Below are 16,754 nucleotides of genomic sequence, written 5' to 3'. Positions count from 1 at the left end.
ATGTTATAACCAGTATTTGGGTTTTAAATTAATAGTAAATCATTAATTACAAAAATCCAGAGGTATAGCATAGCTGCAAAATAGCTTTACATGAGTAAAAAAGTGCATTTTTTTGATTTTTCAACTAAAAGGATACTGTCAAATGATTTGTCAATCCTTGATAGTGATCGTTTGCGCTTATTATACTATGGCCTGGTATTGTCTTTCTTTACCTTGTTTATATTACTGGCTGATGTTTTATACCAACACCATACAATTCTAAGTATAATAATAGGTGTATTGTTTGTTGCTTCTGCAATGTTATTTAAGTTTTTAACTTATAAACCCCGCTGGACGGTTATTTCGCACCTTATACTTATTGTAGGCACACTTGCTAACCTGGCTAATATTTTTATAGCCATACAAAATGTAAATGTTGTTACCGTAGAGGCTATCATCATGATATTACTGTTCAGCTTTTATATGCTGGGGCAAAGATTTGGCTTAATTTACTCTTTGGTAAATATAATACCGGTAGTAACCCTTTTTATTTTGCAGTATAATAATGATTATATAATTGATCTGAAACCTGAAATAGTAGATGAATCAACTACTATTATAGGCGTATTTGCCAGTTTTATATTGATAATTTTTATACACAGCCATTTTTATAGTGCATTTATAAGAACCATAAAAGAGCTTAAAGAAACCAGTGATAAACAAAGCGGGCTTAATGTTGAGTTTGAAAAGGCGATAGAAAAGGCACAGAAATCGGGGGAAGCAAAATCTGATTTTCTTTCAACCATGTCTCATGAGATAAGGACACCGCTTAATGCCGTTATTGGTATGAGTGATTTATTGATAACCGGTAATCCAAGAGCAGACCAGGTGGAGAATTTGGAAGTGCTTAAATTTTCGGCCGGTAACTTGTTATCTATTGTTAATGATGTGCTGGATTTTAATAAGATAGAGTCGGGCAAGTTGATTTTTGAAAACATCAAATTTAATTTAGTTGAGCTGATGCAAAATATTTGTGGCGGGCAAATGATGACTGCGCAGACAAAAGGCCTGTTATTTAAATTAGACGTTGACAATACGCTAAGTAAGAAAATGGTATTTGGTGACCCTACCCGTATAACACAAATAGTTTTTAACCTGGTAAGCAATGCTATTAAATTTACTGCCGAAGGTAATATATTGGTTAGAGTCACCTGTATAGAGGATAGGAATAACCGGGTAAACGTAAGCTTTTCGGTTAAGGATACAGGCATTGGAATTGAACAGGACCGCTTAGATATGATTTTTGAACCTTTTATACAAGAATCAATAAGTACTACACGCCAATACGGGGGTACAGGGTTAGGTTTAGCTATAGTTAAGCGTTTGTTAGAATTACAGGGGTTTAAAATTAAAGCAATAAGTAAACCCGGTGTTGGATCTGAGTTTTCATTTAATATGGAGTTTCCTGTATCAATAGAAGTTTATGCAGGGAGTACACACCACAATCAGCCACAGTGGATAGCTGAAAATAGTGAAACATTAAGCGCTATACGTATGCTTATTGTCGAGGATAACCCGGTTAACGTAATACTGATGAAAAAGCTACTTTCTAAATGGAACATTGTACCTTCCATTGCCGAAAATGGTGAACGCGCGGTTGAACTGGTACAATATGGTAATTTTGATATTATTTTAATGGACCTGCAAATGCCTGTTATGAATGGCTTTGATGCTGCTATAGAGATACGTAAAATGTCCAATCCTCAAAAATCAGATATTCCTATTATCGCTTTAACAGCATCCGCGTTGTTTGATATTAGGGAACGCGTGCAGGAATCTGGTATGAACGACTATGTTTCAAAACCATTTAAACCGAATGAGTTGTTTGAAAAGATACAGACTTTGGTAGCAAAGTTGCCTGCTGCTGCAACCCTTAAATATTCTGATAGTCCGGTAACTCCTCAATAAACTTATAACCCTGTTGCTCAAAATTTATGCGGCAATAATAATGCTGCAAACCATTGGTAACAGCTAATAAAACTATTTTATGGACGATGTTATAACGCGCCACCTGGTCAAACACTTTTTGATCAATAGGTATTGATGGCGCTTTACATTCAACCAATAGGATCTTCTCGCCTGCCGAATTAAAGGCGATAATATCAGATCGTTTTTGCTTGCCGTGTAATTTATGGCCGCCTTCCAGTTTGATTAATGATTTTGGATAGTTTTTTTGTTTGATCAAATATTGTACAAAATGCTGGCGCACCCATTCTTCGGGAGTAATAATGATATTCTTTTTCCTGATCTCATCAAATAAAGATAGCTGCCCGTTTTCGTCGGTTATTTTAAACGGATGAGGCGGAAGGTTAAGCGGCTGCAGCATTTGTAAGTTAAAATTCAAAAGTAAAAATTCAAAAGCGTTATTCGTTATTTAGATTTAACAACTTTTAAAAAGTTGTCAAAATCTTACTATTTACTTGCTAACACTGTGTTTTTTTGCCTTTTGAATTTTTACTTTTGACTTAATGACTCCTGCTGATATTTTAAAAGATCTTAAAAACCGTAAATACAAACCCATATACCTGTTACACGGGGATGAACCCTATTTTATAGACCTGGTAAGTAATTTTGTTGAGCATAAATTATTGCCCGACGCCGAGAAAGGCTTTAATCAAACCGTATTATACGGCAAGGATACCGATGTAATGACGGTGCTTAACGCATCCAAACGTTACCCTATGATGGCCGATTACCAGGTAGTGCTTGTAAAAGAAGCGCAGGAAATGAAATGGGGCAGCGACAGCGACGATAAGAAAAGTATTAACCCTTTATTAAACTACCTCGAAAATCCACTACCCAGTACAATATTGGTGTTTTGTTATAAGTATGGCAAGTTTGATAAACGTAAAAAAACCTATAAAGCGATAGAAAAAAATGGGATCGTTTTTGAGTCGGCAGCTTTGTATGATAGTAAGATACCGGCTTGGATAGAAGGCTACCTGACCGAAAAGGGCTATAAAATTAATCAGCAAGCCTCTTTAATGCTGGCCGAATACTTGGGTAATGACTTGTCGAAAATTGTAAACGAGCTGGATAAGCTGATGCTTAATGTAGCTGCCGGACAGGAGATCACGCTAAAGCATATTCACGACAATATTGGCATAAGTAAAGAGTACAATGTATTTGAGCTGCAAACCGCTCTGGGTAGAAAAGATGCTTTAAAAGTTAACCAGATCATAAATTATTTCGAGGCAAACCCAAAAGCTAACCCCATTGTATTGGTGCTGGGTAACTTAAATAATTTTTTTACAAAGGTGCTTCTATACCATTACTCAAAAGATAAATCACAACAAACCCTGGCGCGCGAATTAAGTATTAGTCCGTTTTTTGTAAAGGATTATGAGCAGGCGGCGCGCAGTTACCCATACGGCAAAACTATGCAGATCATCAGTTACCTGCGCGAGTATGATGTAAAAAGCAAAGGCGTTGAATCAAGTACAGACCACGGCGGATTAATGAAGGAGTTGATGTTTAAGATATTGCATTGATAAATAAATTAAAAATGTTTTGTGATAGAGTGATAGAAATATTTTTAGCGTTGTTTTTTTAAAATTAAATGGTTAATTTTAAGGAAAGGCTTTTTGTTTATTTTGTTAAAATTCATGGATATGGGGTTTTTGCCAAAAGTAGTATCAGCTATAGTTCCTACAAGATTTAAAGGTCCCGCAAAAAGGTTACTTCAACAGTTACTTCATTCGGGTTTGGTAAAGGTGTCCGGAGGTCAGGAAGATGCTTTATTGTGGTCCTGTGCGCAGGCTAAATTAACCCCATATATTATGATACAGGGATTTTTACAAGGTACTTTTCCTATGCCTCAAGTCGATAATAATAAGATCTTTATTTGGTATGATCCCGATCCCCGAGCAGTTATACGCGTTGCTGATTTTAAAATAAGGAATGATTTATTACGTTGCTTAAAAAAAGATAGGCTACAAGAGTTAGACAAACGATTTGAAATAAAGGTGAATGCTGATTTTGAACAAACAATAATAAATTGTTCGAAACCAAGGGGGAAGAAAACAAGTACATGGATATCCACTGAATACATTAAGGTTATGTTAGAACTTCATAAAATGGGGATAGCCCATAGTTTTGAGACTTATCAAAATGGTGAGCTTGTAGGTGGTGTTTTGGGAGTTGCTTTAAATGGTTATTTTATAACTTTAAGCCTCTTTAGAACTATTGATAACGCTAGTAAAGTTGCGTTTTGTTATTTATTAACCAAGCTTAAGGAAGATGGATTTAAGCTGCACATTACCGGAGATGCTAATAGCTGGTTTGCTCAATTTGGGGCGGTTAATGTCACAAAGAATGATTTTAGACACGAGCTGATATCTGCGATTACAGCACCCGTTACCTTTACTTCTCGAGTGCCAGAACTCGTATTGTAGCCAGCTCATTGCCATACACTAAATGTTCTTTTATTGTTGTCAATCATTTTTACGATCCATTTCCTGTGGTGGAGCACTATTGTTTGCGTAGTAGCTGGGTTGGATTTACAACAACACTAATAGTAATTCCTACATTCTTCGAACGGATCAAATCTAACGGCTGCTCAGCAATTGGTCCGCCTTCCATAATTCCCGCATTGCTGATTAAGATATTTTACGGAATTAACTGTTTGCTATTCCGGAACGAGGTGGTCAACGGCTCCGGAATGTCCATATGTTTAGCGAGATATTTACGAATTCAAACTAATTTGTTATTATTGCTATTTTTAAAATAATAGAAGATAAAGGGCTTATTAGAACTTAGAACCGATAAAATTGTGTGGGATGTGTAAATAAAACTCGTAATCTTCCCACACATGGATTTGAAGTGATTGCTTTAATTGTTTCATAAAAATGGCTAATTTGTCGCCACTTTTGTCGCTAGTCGTTCTAGCGACAAGAAAACACCTCTTACAGTATCAAAAACAAAGAAATAAATGAACCATTGGTTAGTAAAATCTGAACCTCATAAATATAGCTGGGAAAAATTTAATGAAGATGGCCGCACCTTTTGGGATGGCGTGCGCAATTACCAGGCACGCAATAACCTAAGGGAAATGAAAACCGGCGATTTGGTACTGTTTTATCATAGTAATGAAGGAAAGGACGTAGTTGGTATTGCCAAAGTTGCTAAAGAGTTTTACCAGGACCCAACTACCGATGATAAAAACTGGGTAGTGGTAGACCTTGTACCTGTTGAAAGCTTAAAGAACCCGGTAACGCTTGAGCAAATAAAGGCTGATGAGCAGTTGAAAAACATTCACCTGGTAAAACAGGGACGCCTGTCTGTAATGGGGCTAAAGCGTGAAGAGTTTGACAGGATTGTTGAATTGGGCAGTTAGATGAATAAGCGCGAATTTTTAAAAGCCGGGTTATTAATGGGTGCAGCTGCTCAGCTGCCTTTAAGCAGCACCGCAAAGGATATTGAATTTAAGAAGCATCAAAAAAAACACAAAAATTGGATATGGGCACGCCCCAATCAGCGCGATAAAGACGATGACCTTAAAACCCGTTACGCTTCCTTTAAAGCGGCTGGTATAACCGGCTTGTTTTTTGAGTATGATAGTGAGCGCCATTTCCGCGCGGCTAAAGCGGCAGGGCTGGAGGCTCACCGCTGGGTATGGACAATGAACTGGCCCGACCTGGTAAGTACCCACCCCGATTGGTATAGCAAAAACCGTAAAGGCGAATCGTGTGCTGATAAACCGCCTTATGTAAATTACTACCGCTGGCTATGCCCATCGCGTGAGGAAGTACAGCAGTATTTAGAGAAGTATGTGAGTGATACTTTGGATAAGGATTATGTAGACGGTATCCACCTGGATTATGTGCGTTTTTGTGACGTGATACTGCCTGTTAATTTATGGGACAACTACCACATTGAGCAAACCAAAGAGCTGCCCGAATATGATTATTGTTATTGCGATGTTTGCAAAGCCAAATTTAAAGAAGAGTACGGTACTGATCTCAACGATATCCAGTATCCCGAGGCCAGCCTTTCGTGGCGGCTATTCAGGTATAATGCCATTACCCGTATAGTAAATAATTTATCGGCAGTTGCCCATCAGCATAAAAAAATAATTACCGCGTCGGTATTTCCAACGCCCGAAATTGCGCGCCGTAACGTGCGGCAGGACTGGACAAACTGGAAACTGGATGGCATTTGCCCCATGACCTATCATGGCTTTTATAAAGAAAAAGTAACCTGGATTGGCGACGCCGTTACCGAAGGCATACATTTTCTTAACGGTTCCTTCCCGTTATATGCAGGCCTTTATTTATCAGATTTTAAAAGTGATGATGAGTTAGGGCAGGGAATAAGGCTCGCCCTGCAAAATGGCGCATCAGGAGTTTCGTTTTTTGGTAACGTAACGTCTAATGTATTGGCTATTTTAAGCCGCGAGCTGGCTAAGCCGATAGCATGAAATAAAAAAACTATGTCATTGCCAACGAAGCAATCTCTACATAGGACAGTCCAATGAGGGGAATTATTTTAATAGTTGTTCCAAACCACCCATTTCTCTTACTGATTTGCATGCGTAGAGATCGCCACGCTCCGCTCGCAATTACGTGTGGAGTGGCTAAAAAGGTAATACATTCTATCTGAACTCAGATTTTAATGCATTAATCAATGCTAATATTAAAATCCTAAAATCGTGGTTCAGAAATTACCCCTTACCCATAAATAAAGCCTTCAATTCGGTAGCATCATCGGCCTTCATTTTGCCACCTAATACTAAACGAAGTTGGCGGCGGCGCAGGGCGCCGTTATACAATTCTATATCCTCATCGGTTTCGGGAGTAAGCTCTGGTACTTCAATTTTATAGCCATCTTTATCAAGCGCTACAAAGGTATAGTAAGCCTCGTTGCTTTTAACGCGGGTGCCCGATGGTATATTCTGTGCCCAAACATCCAGCCTAACCTCTACAGATGTATTAAAAGCGCGCGATACTCTGGCTTCAATAGTAACCACGTCCCCTAATTTTATGGAGTGCTTAAAAGAAACATTATCAACCGAAGCTGTCACCACAATACGGTTACAATGTTTTTGACCTGATATGGCAGCCGCTATATCCATCCAGTGCAGCAGGCGCCCGCCCATCAAATTGTTTAGCATATTGGTATCATTGGGCAATACCAACTCGTTCATGATGGTAAATGATTCTTTGGGCGATTTTCCGGTCATTAGCTATATTTTTAGGGTAAATATACATTTTAAGTATAAATATGGCCTATAATATTGCTCAAATGCTACAAATCATTTAGCTTTAGCAAACTGATTTTATATTATGAAAAAATTATTTGCACAGCCCATGTGCTATATGCTTATTTTAATAAGTGTATTTCCGTATGCCTTAAAGGCACAAACCAAACAAGAATACAGTAATTTAACCGATGCCATATTTGCAGGAAGCAAGCTTAGGGGCAAACAAGGGCCCGCAAGCGTAAACTGGATAAACGGCGGACAAAAATATTCTTACATCGCGGGCGAAGAGATCCGATCGATGGAGCCTGCCACTTTAAAAGACGAGGTTGTTTTTTCTAAAAACGGTCTCACTTTCCCCGGCACTAAAAAGCCGTTTGATTATGAATCTTTCCAATGGTCGCATGATTCAAAGCATTTGGTTTTTAAGTCTGATTTCAGGCCGATATACCGTAAATCGGGCATAGCAGATTATTACATCTATGACCTTGGAACTAAGCAATTAAAACAAGCGGCAAAAGATGCCCGTACTGCCGAGCTATCGCCCGATGGTAAAAAAGTGGGTATAGAGCGCAAGGGCAATATGTATGTGTATGATTTTGCAACCGGCAAAGAAAAACAGCTAACCAATGATGCAACCGGCGAGAACGCGATTTTTAATGGCCATTATGATTGGGTTTACGAAGAAGAATTTGGCCAGGCACAGGCATGGAACTGGTCGCCTGATAACAAGTACATAGCCTATTGGCAATTTGATGAACGCAAGGTGCCCGATTTTGAAATGACCAATTTTGAAGGGCATCATAGTAATATTGTACATATCTCAATTCCGCAGGTAGGGGATGAGAACCCTAAAGTACAGATAGGCGTTGCCGATGTAGCAACCGGCAAAAAAATATGGCTAAAGCCGGATGAAACAGGCGATTTTTATATCCCGCGTATTTACTGGACAAGCAACCCGGACGTGTTGGCGATGATGACCCTTAACCGGGAGCAAAACCACATGAAGCTTTACTTTTTTAATGTAAAAACCGGCGAGCACCATGTAGTGCTTGAAGAAAAGAACACCACCTGGGTGGCTATTTTTGATTTTTATACTAACGTAAATGATATGGTTTATTTCCCCGAAAAATCTAAAGAGTTTTTTTGGGTATCAGACCGTTCAGGGTATTACCACATTTATCGCTATGGCTATGATGGTAAATTAATTAACCAGGTTACCCAAGGTAATTGGGATATGATAAAAGTGAGCGGCATTAACCCGCAAACAAAAAGCATATACTATTTATCGGCAGAATCTTCGGGCCTTGCGCAGGAGTTTTATAGCATTAAATTTGACGGAAGCGATAAGAAAAAATTAAGCGATGGGGCAGGTTTTCATGATATCAATATGTCGCCGGATACGAAGTATTATATAGATAAGTATAGCAATATAAGTACACCAACACATGTAGCCTTATGTGATGATAGTGGCAAAGCGCTTAAAATGCTGGAAGACAACCAGGCCGTTGCAGCTTATTTACAGGTGCACGCCTATTCGGCCCCAGAATTGTTTAAAGTGAAAACAAGTGATGGCGCCAGTTTGGATGCTTATATGATAAAGCCATTTAATTTTGATCCGCAAAAAAAATATCCGGTAGTGTTAACCATTTATGGTGGTCCCGAATCGCATGCGGTGTATAACCAGTTTTCGGCAAATGGCTGGCAGCAATGGCTGGCTCAAAACGGGTATATTGTTGTTGATTTGAACAATCGCGGCATATCTAATTATGGCAGCGCCTTTTTAAAGATAGGCTATAAGCAACTGGGTAAATACGAAAGTAATGACTTTGCAGAAACCGCGCAATACATGAATACTTTGCCTTTTGTTGATAAGGGAAATATAGCCATAATGGGTACAAGCTATGGCGGCTACAGCACAGTTTATACCTTATTAACCCATCCCGGCGTGTTTAAGGCGGGGCTGGCAAACTCGGCAGGAAGCGATTGGCGCTTGTATGATGATATTTATACCGAGCGGTACATGGGCCTTGCAAAAGAGAACGCGGCAGGTTATGATGCAAGCTCTACCTTAACTTATGCTAAAGACCTGCAAGATCATTTGTTACTTATCCATTCTATGAGCGACGATAATGTACACCCAGCCAATACCATGCAGCTGCTTACTGCTTTAACCACGGCAGGTAAAGATGCAGATTTGCGCATATACCCTAAGGGTGCGCACGGTGCCGCGTACGACCTGGCCAGTTACGTATTAATAGAAAATGTGAACTTTCAATATTTAGAAAAATATCTTAAAGGCAATAATAACCTGCCCAATTTAAATGCGAAGAAATAAGAAAAACATCTAAGCGTCAAAATATATGTTTAAACATATATTTGTTAACGATCTTTTTATTTTTGGTGAAATATTAAAAAAAAACACATAAAAATGAAAAAGATCGTTACCCTTTTAGCAATAGCTTTATTGTCATCAGTTACTGTATTTGCACAATCTACTTGGAAGGTAGACAAATTACACTCACAACTTAAATTTACAATTACACACTTAGCAGTATCAGACGTTGAAGGTGTTTTTAAAGACTTTGATGTTACCATAGTAACCAACAAGCCCGATTTTAGCGATGCCAAATTTACCCTGATTGCCAAAACAGCATCAATTAATACTGATATTGAAAAACGCGATAATCACTTAAAAAGCGAAGAATTTTTTGATGTTACTAAATACAATACCTTAACCTTTGCCAGCACAAGCATAACTAAAACTGCTGCTAACCGCTATAAGTTAAAAGGCAACATGACATTGCATGGCGTTACCAAACCTATTGCTATGGAACTATGGTACCGTGGTACAATTACTAACCCAAGTACTAATGCTGATGATGCCGGTTTCCAGCTTACAGGCGAGCTTAAACGTTCTGATTTTGGTTTCGGTTCAAAATACGGTCCGCCAATGCTTAGCGACGAAGTACAGATAAAAGCTAATGGAGAGTTTAGTAAGCTAAACTAAAGAGATTAGAGGTTAGTGATTAGGTTATAGCGTAATCTTACTACGACCTAAAAAGCTATTGTCATTTCGATACGAGGAACGAGTGAGAAATCTTAGACGATTGCAGGTTCCTGGCATATGTCTAAGATTTTTTTGCTATCGCCTAAGAGACAGGTCTCACGAGGAACGAGTGAGAAATCTTAAAAATAAAGTGTTTCACATCAGGTGTTTCACCCTGTTTTTGCAAAAATCCATAAAATAGCATAAAACGCTAATTATAAGATATTTATACCGTTTAACTTAAAGCTTTTGTACTGTTTCAAAGTGTTTCACTCATTTTGTCAAATTATTAATTATCAATAAGTTAACCTAAAAGAGTGTTTCATGTGTTTCATTATTTTTGTGAAACACTACATCACGTTTTTTTTAATGTAATAACCGTTACTATCCCGGCAGCATACGCTACGGGAAACTGCCGCGATGATGTTCGTTGATAAGGCTCGCAATGGCAATTGATGGGTTATACCCTTGTAAAGGTCATGGTACGGCCAATAAATTTAAAATGCCAATACCCAGTTACCTTTAACTTCCCATCGTTATCAATATGTACAGACGCGCTCCATTCGTGGCCGGTCTTAGCATCATATATTTTACCATCTTCCCAACTGTTAGATTTTGGTATGTAATTCATACCACTTACAATACTCATGCCTATTAGTTTACGGGTTCTAAGGGCAGGATTGGGGTTATGGATATCCGCCCATTCATCCATGGCTTTGGTTTTATCAATATTGTCATACCACACTAATTTGGCTTTAAAGGTTTCACCATCTTTATACACCTGTACAATAAGGTTTTTTTCGGATGATATCCATTTGCCGCATATACGGTTAGGGTCGTTAACAGTAACCGTTTTAGGAGCAAACCCGGTTAAAAAAAATAAGAGCAAAAGTTTAAACATTATTAATCGCACAGTATTATCTATTTAGTTTTAGCCGAAATTATCTTAATACCCAATATCATAAGATTATATTAACTAATTTTATTGCGGGTTGTTTGTGAATGTTCAAACCTAATATAAAAAATGAAAAAAATATTATTTGTTGTTTTCTTATTGCTTATATCAAATAGTTTTGTTTTTGCTGATACTGTAAGTATTAAACATTTTGTTGTTAAAAATAATCCATTTGCCGATAGCGAAATAGCCGTTGTAGCAACCGATTCGGTTGGCAACATACAAGAAAAAGTCGACGGGGTGTTTAGCTTTACTATAAACGGTTTCCAGGAGCAAATGAAGTTTGATAAGGGGACCGCCTTTTATCGCCATAAATTAGATAAGTCGAGCTTTTTCTATGTAAAACATATTAATGATAGTGGCACCCATTCCATGCTTTACTATATCTATAAACAGGATGGTAAGCTACATCCGTTTCATATTAGCTGGGTATTATTATTAATAATACCATTAGCGTTGGTTTTGCTTGGCTATATGTTTAAGCGATTTATCATTATAGCCATAATTATCTTCTGTATCTTCTTATACTTTAACCACCATAACGGCCTTACAATGCCTACTTTCTTTGAAAGTATATTTGACGGGTTGAAGGGGATATTTTAGTGATTAGAGGTTAGTTCATTAAACCTTATCTCTAATCACTAATTAACCAATCACTACCCTAAAACGGCATCCCTATACCAAAATTAAGCTGCATAAAGTTGTAAGTTTCGCCATTGGTTTGCAGATAATTATTTTTAAATGTTCCACTGCGGAACAACTCATTAGCATGATTAATAAGCACCCATTGATCTGTGCCGTTAAACTGGGGGTCTTTAAATTTAAATGCCGCGTCAAGCCGGAATACAAAGAAGCTTACATCAAACCGCAAACCGCCGCCAATACCAATAGCTGTTGATTGCAGTACATTATTGAACCTGAATTCGCCATTAGGATTATCAGCCTGTTTGTTTAACCGCCAAACATTACCTGCATCCACAAACAGGGCACCTCTTAATATAGAGCCAAAAAAGTCATTAGCCAGTTTGCCCCGGAACTCTGCATTAGTAATAAATTTTATTTCGCCAAACTGGTCAATATATTTTAACCTTGTACGTAAAATATCTCCGGCTGACGGGGCGTTAGGCGTTCCTGCAGGCCCATAAGCGGTCCCACGGTTAAACTGGCCGGGGCCCAGCGTACGTGGCAGCCATGCCCGCATATCATTTGCACCGCCGGCATAAAAATTCTTTTCGAATATTAATTGGCTGCTGTTACCATAAGGAACACCTATGCCGGGGTTTATCCTGAATACAAATTGCTTTTCACCACCTAAGCTATGGTACAAGCGGAAATCTATCTCGGCCTTTGCGTATTGGGCAAAAGTATAGCCAAAAATTGTACGCTGCCCTAAGGTGTCTTTTGGCGTGTTAAATACTTTACTTACCCCTGAAAGCCAGTTGCCGCCAATATCAAGCGACCCCCTGAAATAGGTAAAATTGCCAAATGTGTTTAACAGGTTACCATTGGCCTGGTAAGTATACTGGCTGCCTGTGGTAAATATGGTACGGCCAATTAAATAAATATACGAATAGCGGTTTTGACTTAACAATTCCTGATAGGCAATAGGATCAATAGACCCTTTAGAAAATTCAATATTTATAGGAGTTACACTATGGATTTTATTAGCCGTCTCCATAAAATCATAGGTAACCGAGTTAATAAAACTTGTTCTTTCAACCAATCCTTTTTGATAAAACAAGGAATAATTGGTTGAAAATGTGGTGTGGGGTACGCCATGTTTACCCGGCCTGGTAACCTTAAACGGCAGCAGCAGGCGCGGATAGATCAAACTTGCGCCTACTTTAAAATCCTGGTTCTCAACTCCAGTTGAATTTACAGAATTGCGTCCATTATCATACAATATACTAAAATTAAGTTTTACCTGTAAAGTTACCGCCTGCTTAAACATATTACGATCTGTAAATGTATTGCCTATATTATAGCCATATCGGCCCCCGCTAAATAAAAACTCGCCCTCCACACGGTCAGACATTTGCTTGAGTGGTATAATATCAATTTTAGTATTTAGCCGGTTAGTACTATCGGATGTTTTGGTATAGGTTGGATTGGGCACATTCCTGAAAACATTTAATTCTGAAAGGCGCGAGGTTGTTACCGTTTGCATATCGGTATTAAACAGGTCGCCTTTTAGCTGATAAACGTAATCTGTAGCTGTATGGGGTTTAAACCTATGCGAATAATCTACGAACCTAAATTGCGAATCAACTTGTATAGTATCCGCAGTACCCGTATTTCGCCCGTTACTGGCAGAGATAGTAATAAGTGTGTTATTAATAGTATAAATGGGATGCGCCGGCTTATCAGGCGGATTATCAATTATCATTCTTAGATCTACAACACTGCTGTTAAATGCAGAATCATAAGTAAAATTGATATACTGGCGATAGAAATCATAATAGCCATTACGTTTCATCAGCGTGAAAAACGCATCGCGTTCATAAGCTACACTATCGTTATCAAAGCGCCCCCCAGGCTGTAAGTGCGAAAAACTATTACGGTTAGCTCTATACAGCGCGCGCACTTTTTGATCAGGAATACTATCATCAAATTTCCGTATCCTAAACATCGGCCCTTGTGTAGTAGTAAATATTAGCCGGGCTTTTTTCTTTTTAATAATAATGGTATCAGCCACTTTTGCCTTTAGGTAGCCTTTGCTTTGTATAAATTTTTCTATTTGCACACGCGAAAACTCAACCAGGTTACTGTCTAATATCGCCGGTGGCTCGCCAATGTTTCTTTTACCTTTTTTATTAAACAGGTAATAAAGCTGCAGGTTAATTACGTTGTTAGGCTGCTGTTGTTTATCAACATAGTTTATTAATGCCAGCTCGGCAAACTCACTGTCCATCCCCTTAATGGTCACTTTACGCACCAGCGACTCATTCCCCTTAAGCCCGCGCGTTAAACTACAACCAGACCCTATAAAGAGCAGAAGAATACTTAATATTGTAACGCGGTAACTATTTGTATATATATATGCTTTCAAAATCTCAGATCAGTTTATTACAGTCCTTACAACATAAAAAATTTCGCAGGGAACATGGCTTATTCTTAGTTGAAGGCTACAAATCAGTTAGCGAATTCATTAATTCGGCTTACCAAATTGAAGCAGTTTACTATACGCCCGCAATTGCTCCAAAATTGCTCAAATTATCGCAAAAAATGAACTCTCTTGAGATTTCATTAACTATCATGGGCAAAATAAGTTCTTTAAAAACTGCTCCGGATGTAATTGCCGTAGTTAAATTACCACAATGGCCCGGTTTAAATTATAATATGCTTAACAAAAAATTCTCAATAGTGTTAGATAGTATTCAAGATCCGGGCAATATGGGTACTATTATTCGTACCGCGGATTGGTTTGGCATTGATCATATAATTTGTTCTGAAGATTGTGTTGAGGTTTATAACCCAAAAGTTGTGCAGGCTACCATGGGTTCGCTTTCGCGGATAAATGTTCATTATGTTGATCTGCCTGCTGTTTTATCACAAATAAACCTGCCGGTATACGGCGCTTTGCTGGATGGTGAAAATATTTACAGCACAAATTTTGGCAGCGAAGGGTTAGTTGTAATGGGTAATGAAGGTAACGGATTAAGTGAAGAAGTTAAGCAATTGGTTAACAAAGCCATAACCATACCACGCGCCGGTAATGCCGAATCATTGAATGTTGCTATTGCTACAGCTATATTCTGTTCAGAAATAAACAGAAATAAGCTCAAATAAATGTTGGCAGGCAATAAATTAATTGTTAGTTTTGCAATCCTTAAAATTGGTCGGGTGGCCGAGTGGCTAGGCAGAGGTCTGCAAAACCTTTTACAGCGGTTCGAATCCGCTCCCGACCTCGAGGTTAACAAAACATTAAAAAATAAAGTATCATGGGCGTAACACGTTTAAAAAGAAAAGATAGAAGAAACAAAACTTTTTCAAGATTGGAAGTTCAGTTTTTAAAGAATGCTACAAACCTGGAGCCGGGAAGCCGTTCAGCCGAGTCTCCTACGAGTCAGCTTGCAAAAAACAATGCTGCTTTAGCTATTGCAGCAGGTAAATAAACCTTCTCTAAATCTCCCCGGTAGGGGACTTTGGTAAATAAAATTTGTGATTTTTTTAAATCTTGTTGGTTTACGCCGACAGGATTTTTTTATGAAATAATTTTTTATCTGAACACGATTTATAGAATTTAAGGATTTGTTTGATTATTTGTATATTATCATGGTAATCATAAAATCCTATAAATCGTGTTCAGACAAGATCCTTTTATTGATCCTTTTTATCAACCCCGGCCCCTCATAAATAAACCCGGTATAAAGTTGCACCAGCGATGCCCCGGCTTCTAATTTCTCCAAGGCATCATCAGCAGAATGTATCCCGCCAACGCCAATAATCGGGAAAGAATGGTTTGACCTTTCGGCCAGGTAACGTATAACCTCGGTTGATCGTTTGGTTAACGGCGCGCCGCTTAACCCGCCCGCTTCTTCTTTTAGTTTTTCTATTGATAAAAAACTTTTATCAATGGTTGTATTGGTGGCAATTACCCCGGCTATTTTGGTTTGTTGCACAATCTCAACAATATCGTCCAGTTGCTCATTGGTAAGGTCAGGAGCAATCTTAAGTAAGATGGGTTTGCTTACCCCGTTCTTGGTATTGCGTTGCTGCAGGGTGTTTAATAATTGCATTAACGGTTCTTTTTCCTGCAACTCGCGCAACCCCGGTGTATTAGGCGAGCTTACATTCACTACAAAATAATCAACCACATCAAATAAACGGTCGAAGCATTTAATATAGTCATTTACGGCATCCTCATTTGGCGTGTTTTTGTTTTTGCCGATGTTGCCGCCAATTACCAGTCCTTTTTGTGCCGGCGAAGCATTTTTGCGATAAGCGGCTATGCGTTCGGCTACTACATCAACACCTAAATTGTTAAAACCCATTCGGTTAATAATAGCTTTATCAGCCGGACTGCGAAACATGCGTGGTTTTGGATTGCCGGGTTGGGGCAGGGGGGTTACGGTACCCACTTCAATAAAGCCGAAACCCATATTGGCCATTTCGCTTATAAATTCGCCGTTTTTATCAAAGCCCGCCGCCAATCCAACCGGGTTTTTAAATTTAAGGCCGAATACTTCTTTTACAAGCCGGTCATCCTTTAAATCCCAGATACTCCGACTTAAGGCCGCGCCACCCGGAAAACGGTTGAAACGCTTTAAATTTCGGGTCACAAAATAGTGTACATTCTCCGGGTCGAACTGAAATAATATGGGCTTAATTAAAGAATACATGCGGCAAAGTTAGCAGTTTATTTTAGTTGATAGTTCATAGATGACAGGGCAATCGCTTTTAAAATTGCAGGCAGACATAGCTCCCAAATATAAGTACCGGTTTTGGCTAAAGCCCGTCTATAATTATAATCTTAGCCCGTTGGCTGAAGCCAACGGCAATGAAAAAACTAT

At 38.6% G+C, this 16,754-nt stretch carries 15 protein-coding genes and 1 tRNA gene; 11 read left to right on the top strand and 5 right to left on the bottom strand.

The features are described from left to right. Nucleotides 1-90: 90 nt before the first annotated feature. Nucleotides 91-1,947: an ATP-binding protein gene (locus JWR23_RS10970; protein WP_299516060.1), complete on the top strand. Its 1,857-nt coding sequence runs from the start codon at nucleotides 91-93 to the stop codon at nucleotides 1,945-1,947. On the opposite strand, the gene JWR23_RS10965 is transcribed toward JWR23_RS10970, so the two are convergent. Then, entirely contained in the window at nucleotides 1,913-2,365 is a 453-nt protein-coding gene (locus JWR23_RS10965) for a type I restriction enzyme HsdR N-terminal domain-containing protein (protein WP_299499561.1), read from the bottom strand. The two genes, JWR23_RS10970 and JWR23_RS10965, sit on opposite strands and share 35 nt — an antisense overlap. A 142-nt stretch (nucleotides 2,366-2,507) precedes the next feature. Here JWR23_RS10965 and holA point away from each other — a divergent pair, with 142 nt between their 5' ends. From holA to JWR23_RS10945, 4 genes are all read left to right on the top strand, one after another. After that, nucleotides 2,508-3,530 (top strand): DNA polymerase III subunit delta, encoded by a 1,023-nt coding sequence (gene holA / locus JWR23_RS10960; protein WP_299516059.1) that lies wholly within the window; start codon nucleotides 2,508-2,510, stop codon nucleotides 3,528-3,530. A gap of 114 nt (nucleotides 3,531-3,644) precedes the next feature. Then, nucleotides 3,645-4,433, top strand: coding sequence for a leucyl/phenylalanyl-tRNA--protein transferase (locus tag JWR23_RS10955; RefSeq protein ID WP_299516058.1), 789 nt, complete (start codon nucleotides 3,645-3,647; stop codon nucleotides 4,431-4,433). Nucleotides 4,434-4,969: 536 nt separating this feature from the next. Next, nucleotides 4,970-5,374 (top strand): EVE domain-containing protein, encoded by a 405-nt coding sequence (locus JWR23_RS10950; protein WP_299516056.1) that lies wholly within the window; start codon nucleotides 4,970-4,972, stop codon nucleotides 5,372-5,374. Then, complete coding sequence (locus JWR23_RS10945; RefSeq protein ID WP_299516054.1) at nucleotides 5,375-6,457, top strand: family 10 glycosylhydrolase; 1,083 nt, start codon at nucleotides 5,375-5,377, stop codon at nucleotides 6,455-6,457. Between the two features lie 243 nt (nucleotides 6,458-6,700). Here the strand turns inward: JWR23_RS10945 and JWR23_RS10940 are convergent, their stop codons facing one another. Beyond that, nucleotides 6,701-7,219, bottom strand: coding sequence for an acyl-CoA thioesterase (locus JWR23_RS10940; protein WP_299516053.1), 519 nt, complete (start codon nucleotides 7,217-7,219; stop codon nucleotides 6,701-6,703). A 103-nt stretch (nucleotides 7,220-7,322) separates the two neighbouring features. Between JWR23_RS10940 and JWR23_RS10935 the strand changes: the two genes are divergently transcribed. Further along, nucleotides 7,323-9,575: a S9 family peptidase gene (locus JWR23_RS10935; RefSeq protein ID WP_299516051.1), complete on the top strand. Its 2,253-nt coding sequence runs from the start codon at nucleotides 7,323-7,325 to the stop codon at nucleotides 9,573-9,575. Between the two features lie 93 nt (nucleotides 9,576-9,668). Further along, a complete protein-coding gene (locus tag JWR23_RS10930; protein ID WP_299516050.1) occupies nucleotides 9,669-10,247 on the top strand; it encodes a YceI family protein in 579 nt (192 codons plus the stop codon). Nucleotides 10,248-10,746: 499 nt separating this feature from the next. Here JWR23_RS10930 and JWR23_RS10925 read toward each other — a convergent pair whose 3' ends face one another. Continuing rightward, nucleotides 10,747-11,175 (bottom strand): DUF2147 domain-containing protein, encoded by a 429-nt coding sequence (locus JWR23_RS10925; RefSeq protein WP_299516049.1) that lies wholly within the window; start codon nucleotides 11,173-11,175, stop codon nucleotides 10,747-10,749. 135 nt (nucleotides 11,176-11,310) lie between these two features. Between JWR23_RS10925 and JWR23_RS10920 the strand changes: the two genes are divergently transcribed. Next, nucleotides 11,311-11,844, top strand: a complete 534-nt coding sequence (locus tag JWR23_RS10920; RefSeq protein WP_299516048.1) for a hypothetical protein — start codon at nucleotides 11,311-11,313, stop codon at nucleotides 11,842-11,844. 58 nt (nucleotides 11,845-11,902) lie between these two features. Here JWR23_RS10920 and JWR23_RS10915 read toward each other — a convergent pair whose 3' ends face one another. Further along, nucleotides 11,903-14,290 carry a BamA/TamA family outer membrane protein gene (locus JWR23_RS10915; protein WP_299516046.1) on the bottom strand — a complete coding sequence of 796 codons (2,388 nt, stop codon included), beginning with the start codon at nucleotides 14,288-14,290 and terminating at the stop codon, nucleotides 11,903-11,905. Between JWR23_RS10915 and JWR23_RS10910 the strand changes: the two genes are divergently transcribed. From JWR23_RS10910 to JWR23_RS10900, 3 genes are all read left to right on the top strand, one after another. Further along, nucleotides 14,281-15,030 (top strand): RNA methyltransferase, encoded by a 750-nt coding sequence (locus JWR23_RS10910; protein ID WP_299516044.1) that lies wholly within the window; start codon nucleotides 14,281-14,283, stop codon nucleotides 15,028-15,030. The genes JWR23_RS10915 and JWR23_RS10910 overlap by 10 nt on opposite strands. A gap of 48 nt (nucleotides 15,031-15,078) precedes the next feature. Further along, a tRNA-Cys gene (locus tag JWR23_RS10905) sits at nucleotides 15,079-15,149 on the top strand. 33 nt (nucleotides 15,150-15,182) lie between these two features. Continuing rightward, the gene (locus JWR23_RS10900; RefSeq protein WP_299516043.1) at nucleotides 15,183-15,356 is read left to right on the top strand and encodes a spore protein; all 174 of its coding nucleotides are present in this window, start codon (nucleotides 15,183-15,185) and stop codon (nucleotides 15,354-15,356) included. 177 nt (nucleotides 15,357-15,533) lie between these two features. Here the strand turns inward: JWR23_RS10900 and JWR23_RS10895 are convergent, their stop codons facing one another. Beyond that, nucleotides 15,534-16,583, bottom strand: coding sequence for a quinone-dependent dihydroorotate dehydrogenase (locus tag JWR23_RS10895; protein ID WP_299516041.1), 1,050 nt, complete (start codon nucleotides 16,581-16,583; stop codon nucleotides 15,534-15,536). Nucleotides 16,584-16,754 lie beyond the last annotated feature (171 nt).

Source organism: Mucilaginibacter sp. (assembly GCF_028288205.1).
Classification (GTDB): domain Bacteria; phylum Bacteroidota; class Bacteroidia; order Sphingobacteriales; family Sphingobacteriaceae; genus Mucilaginibacter.
This window is presented reverse-complemented; position numbering and strand designations above follow the sequence as displayed.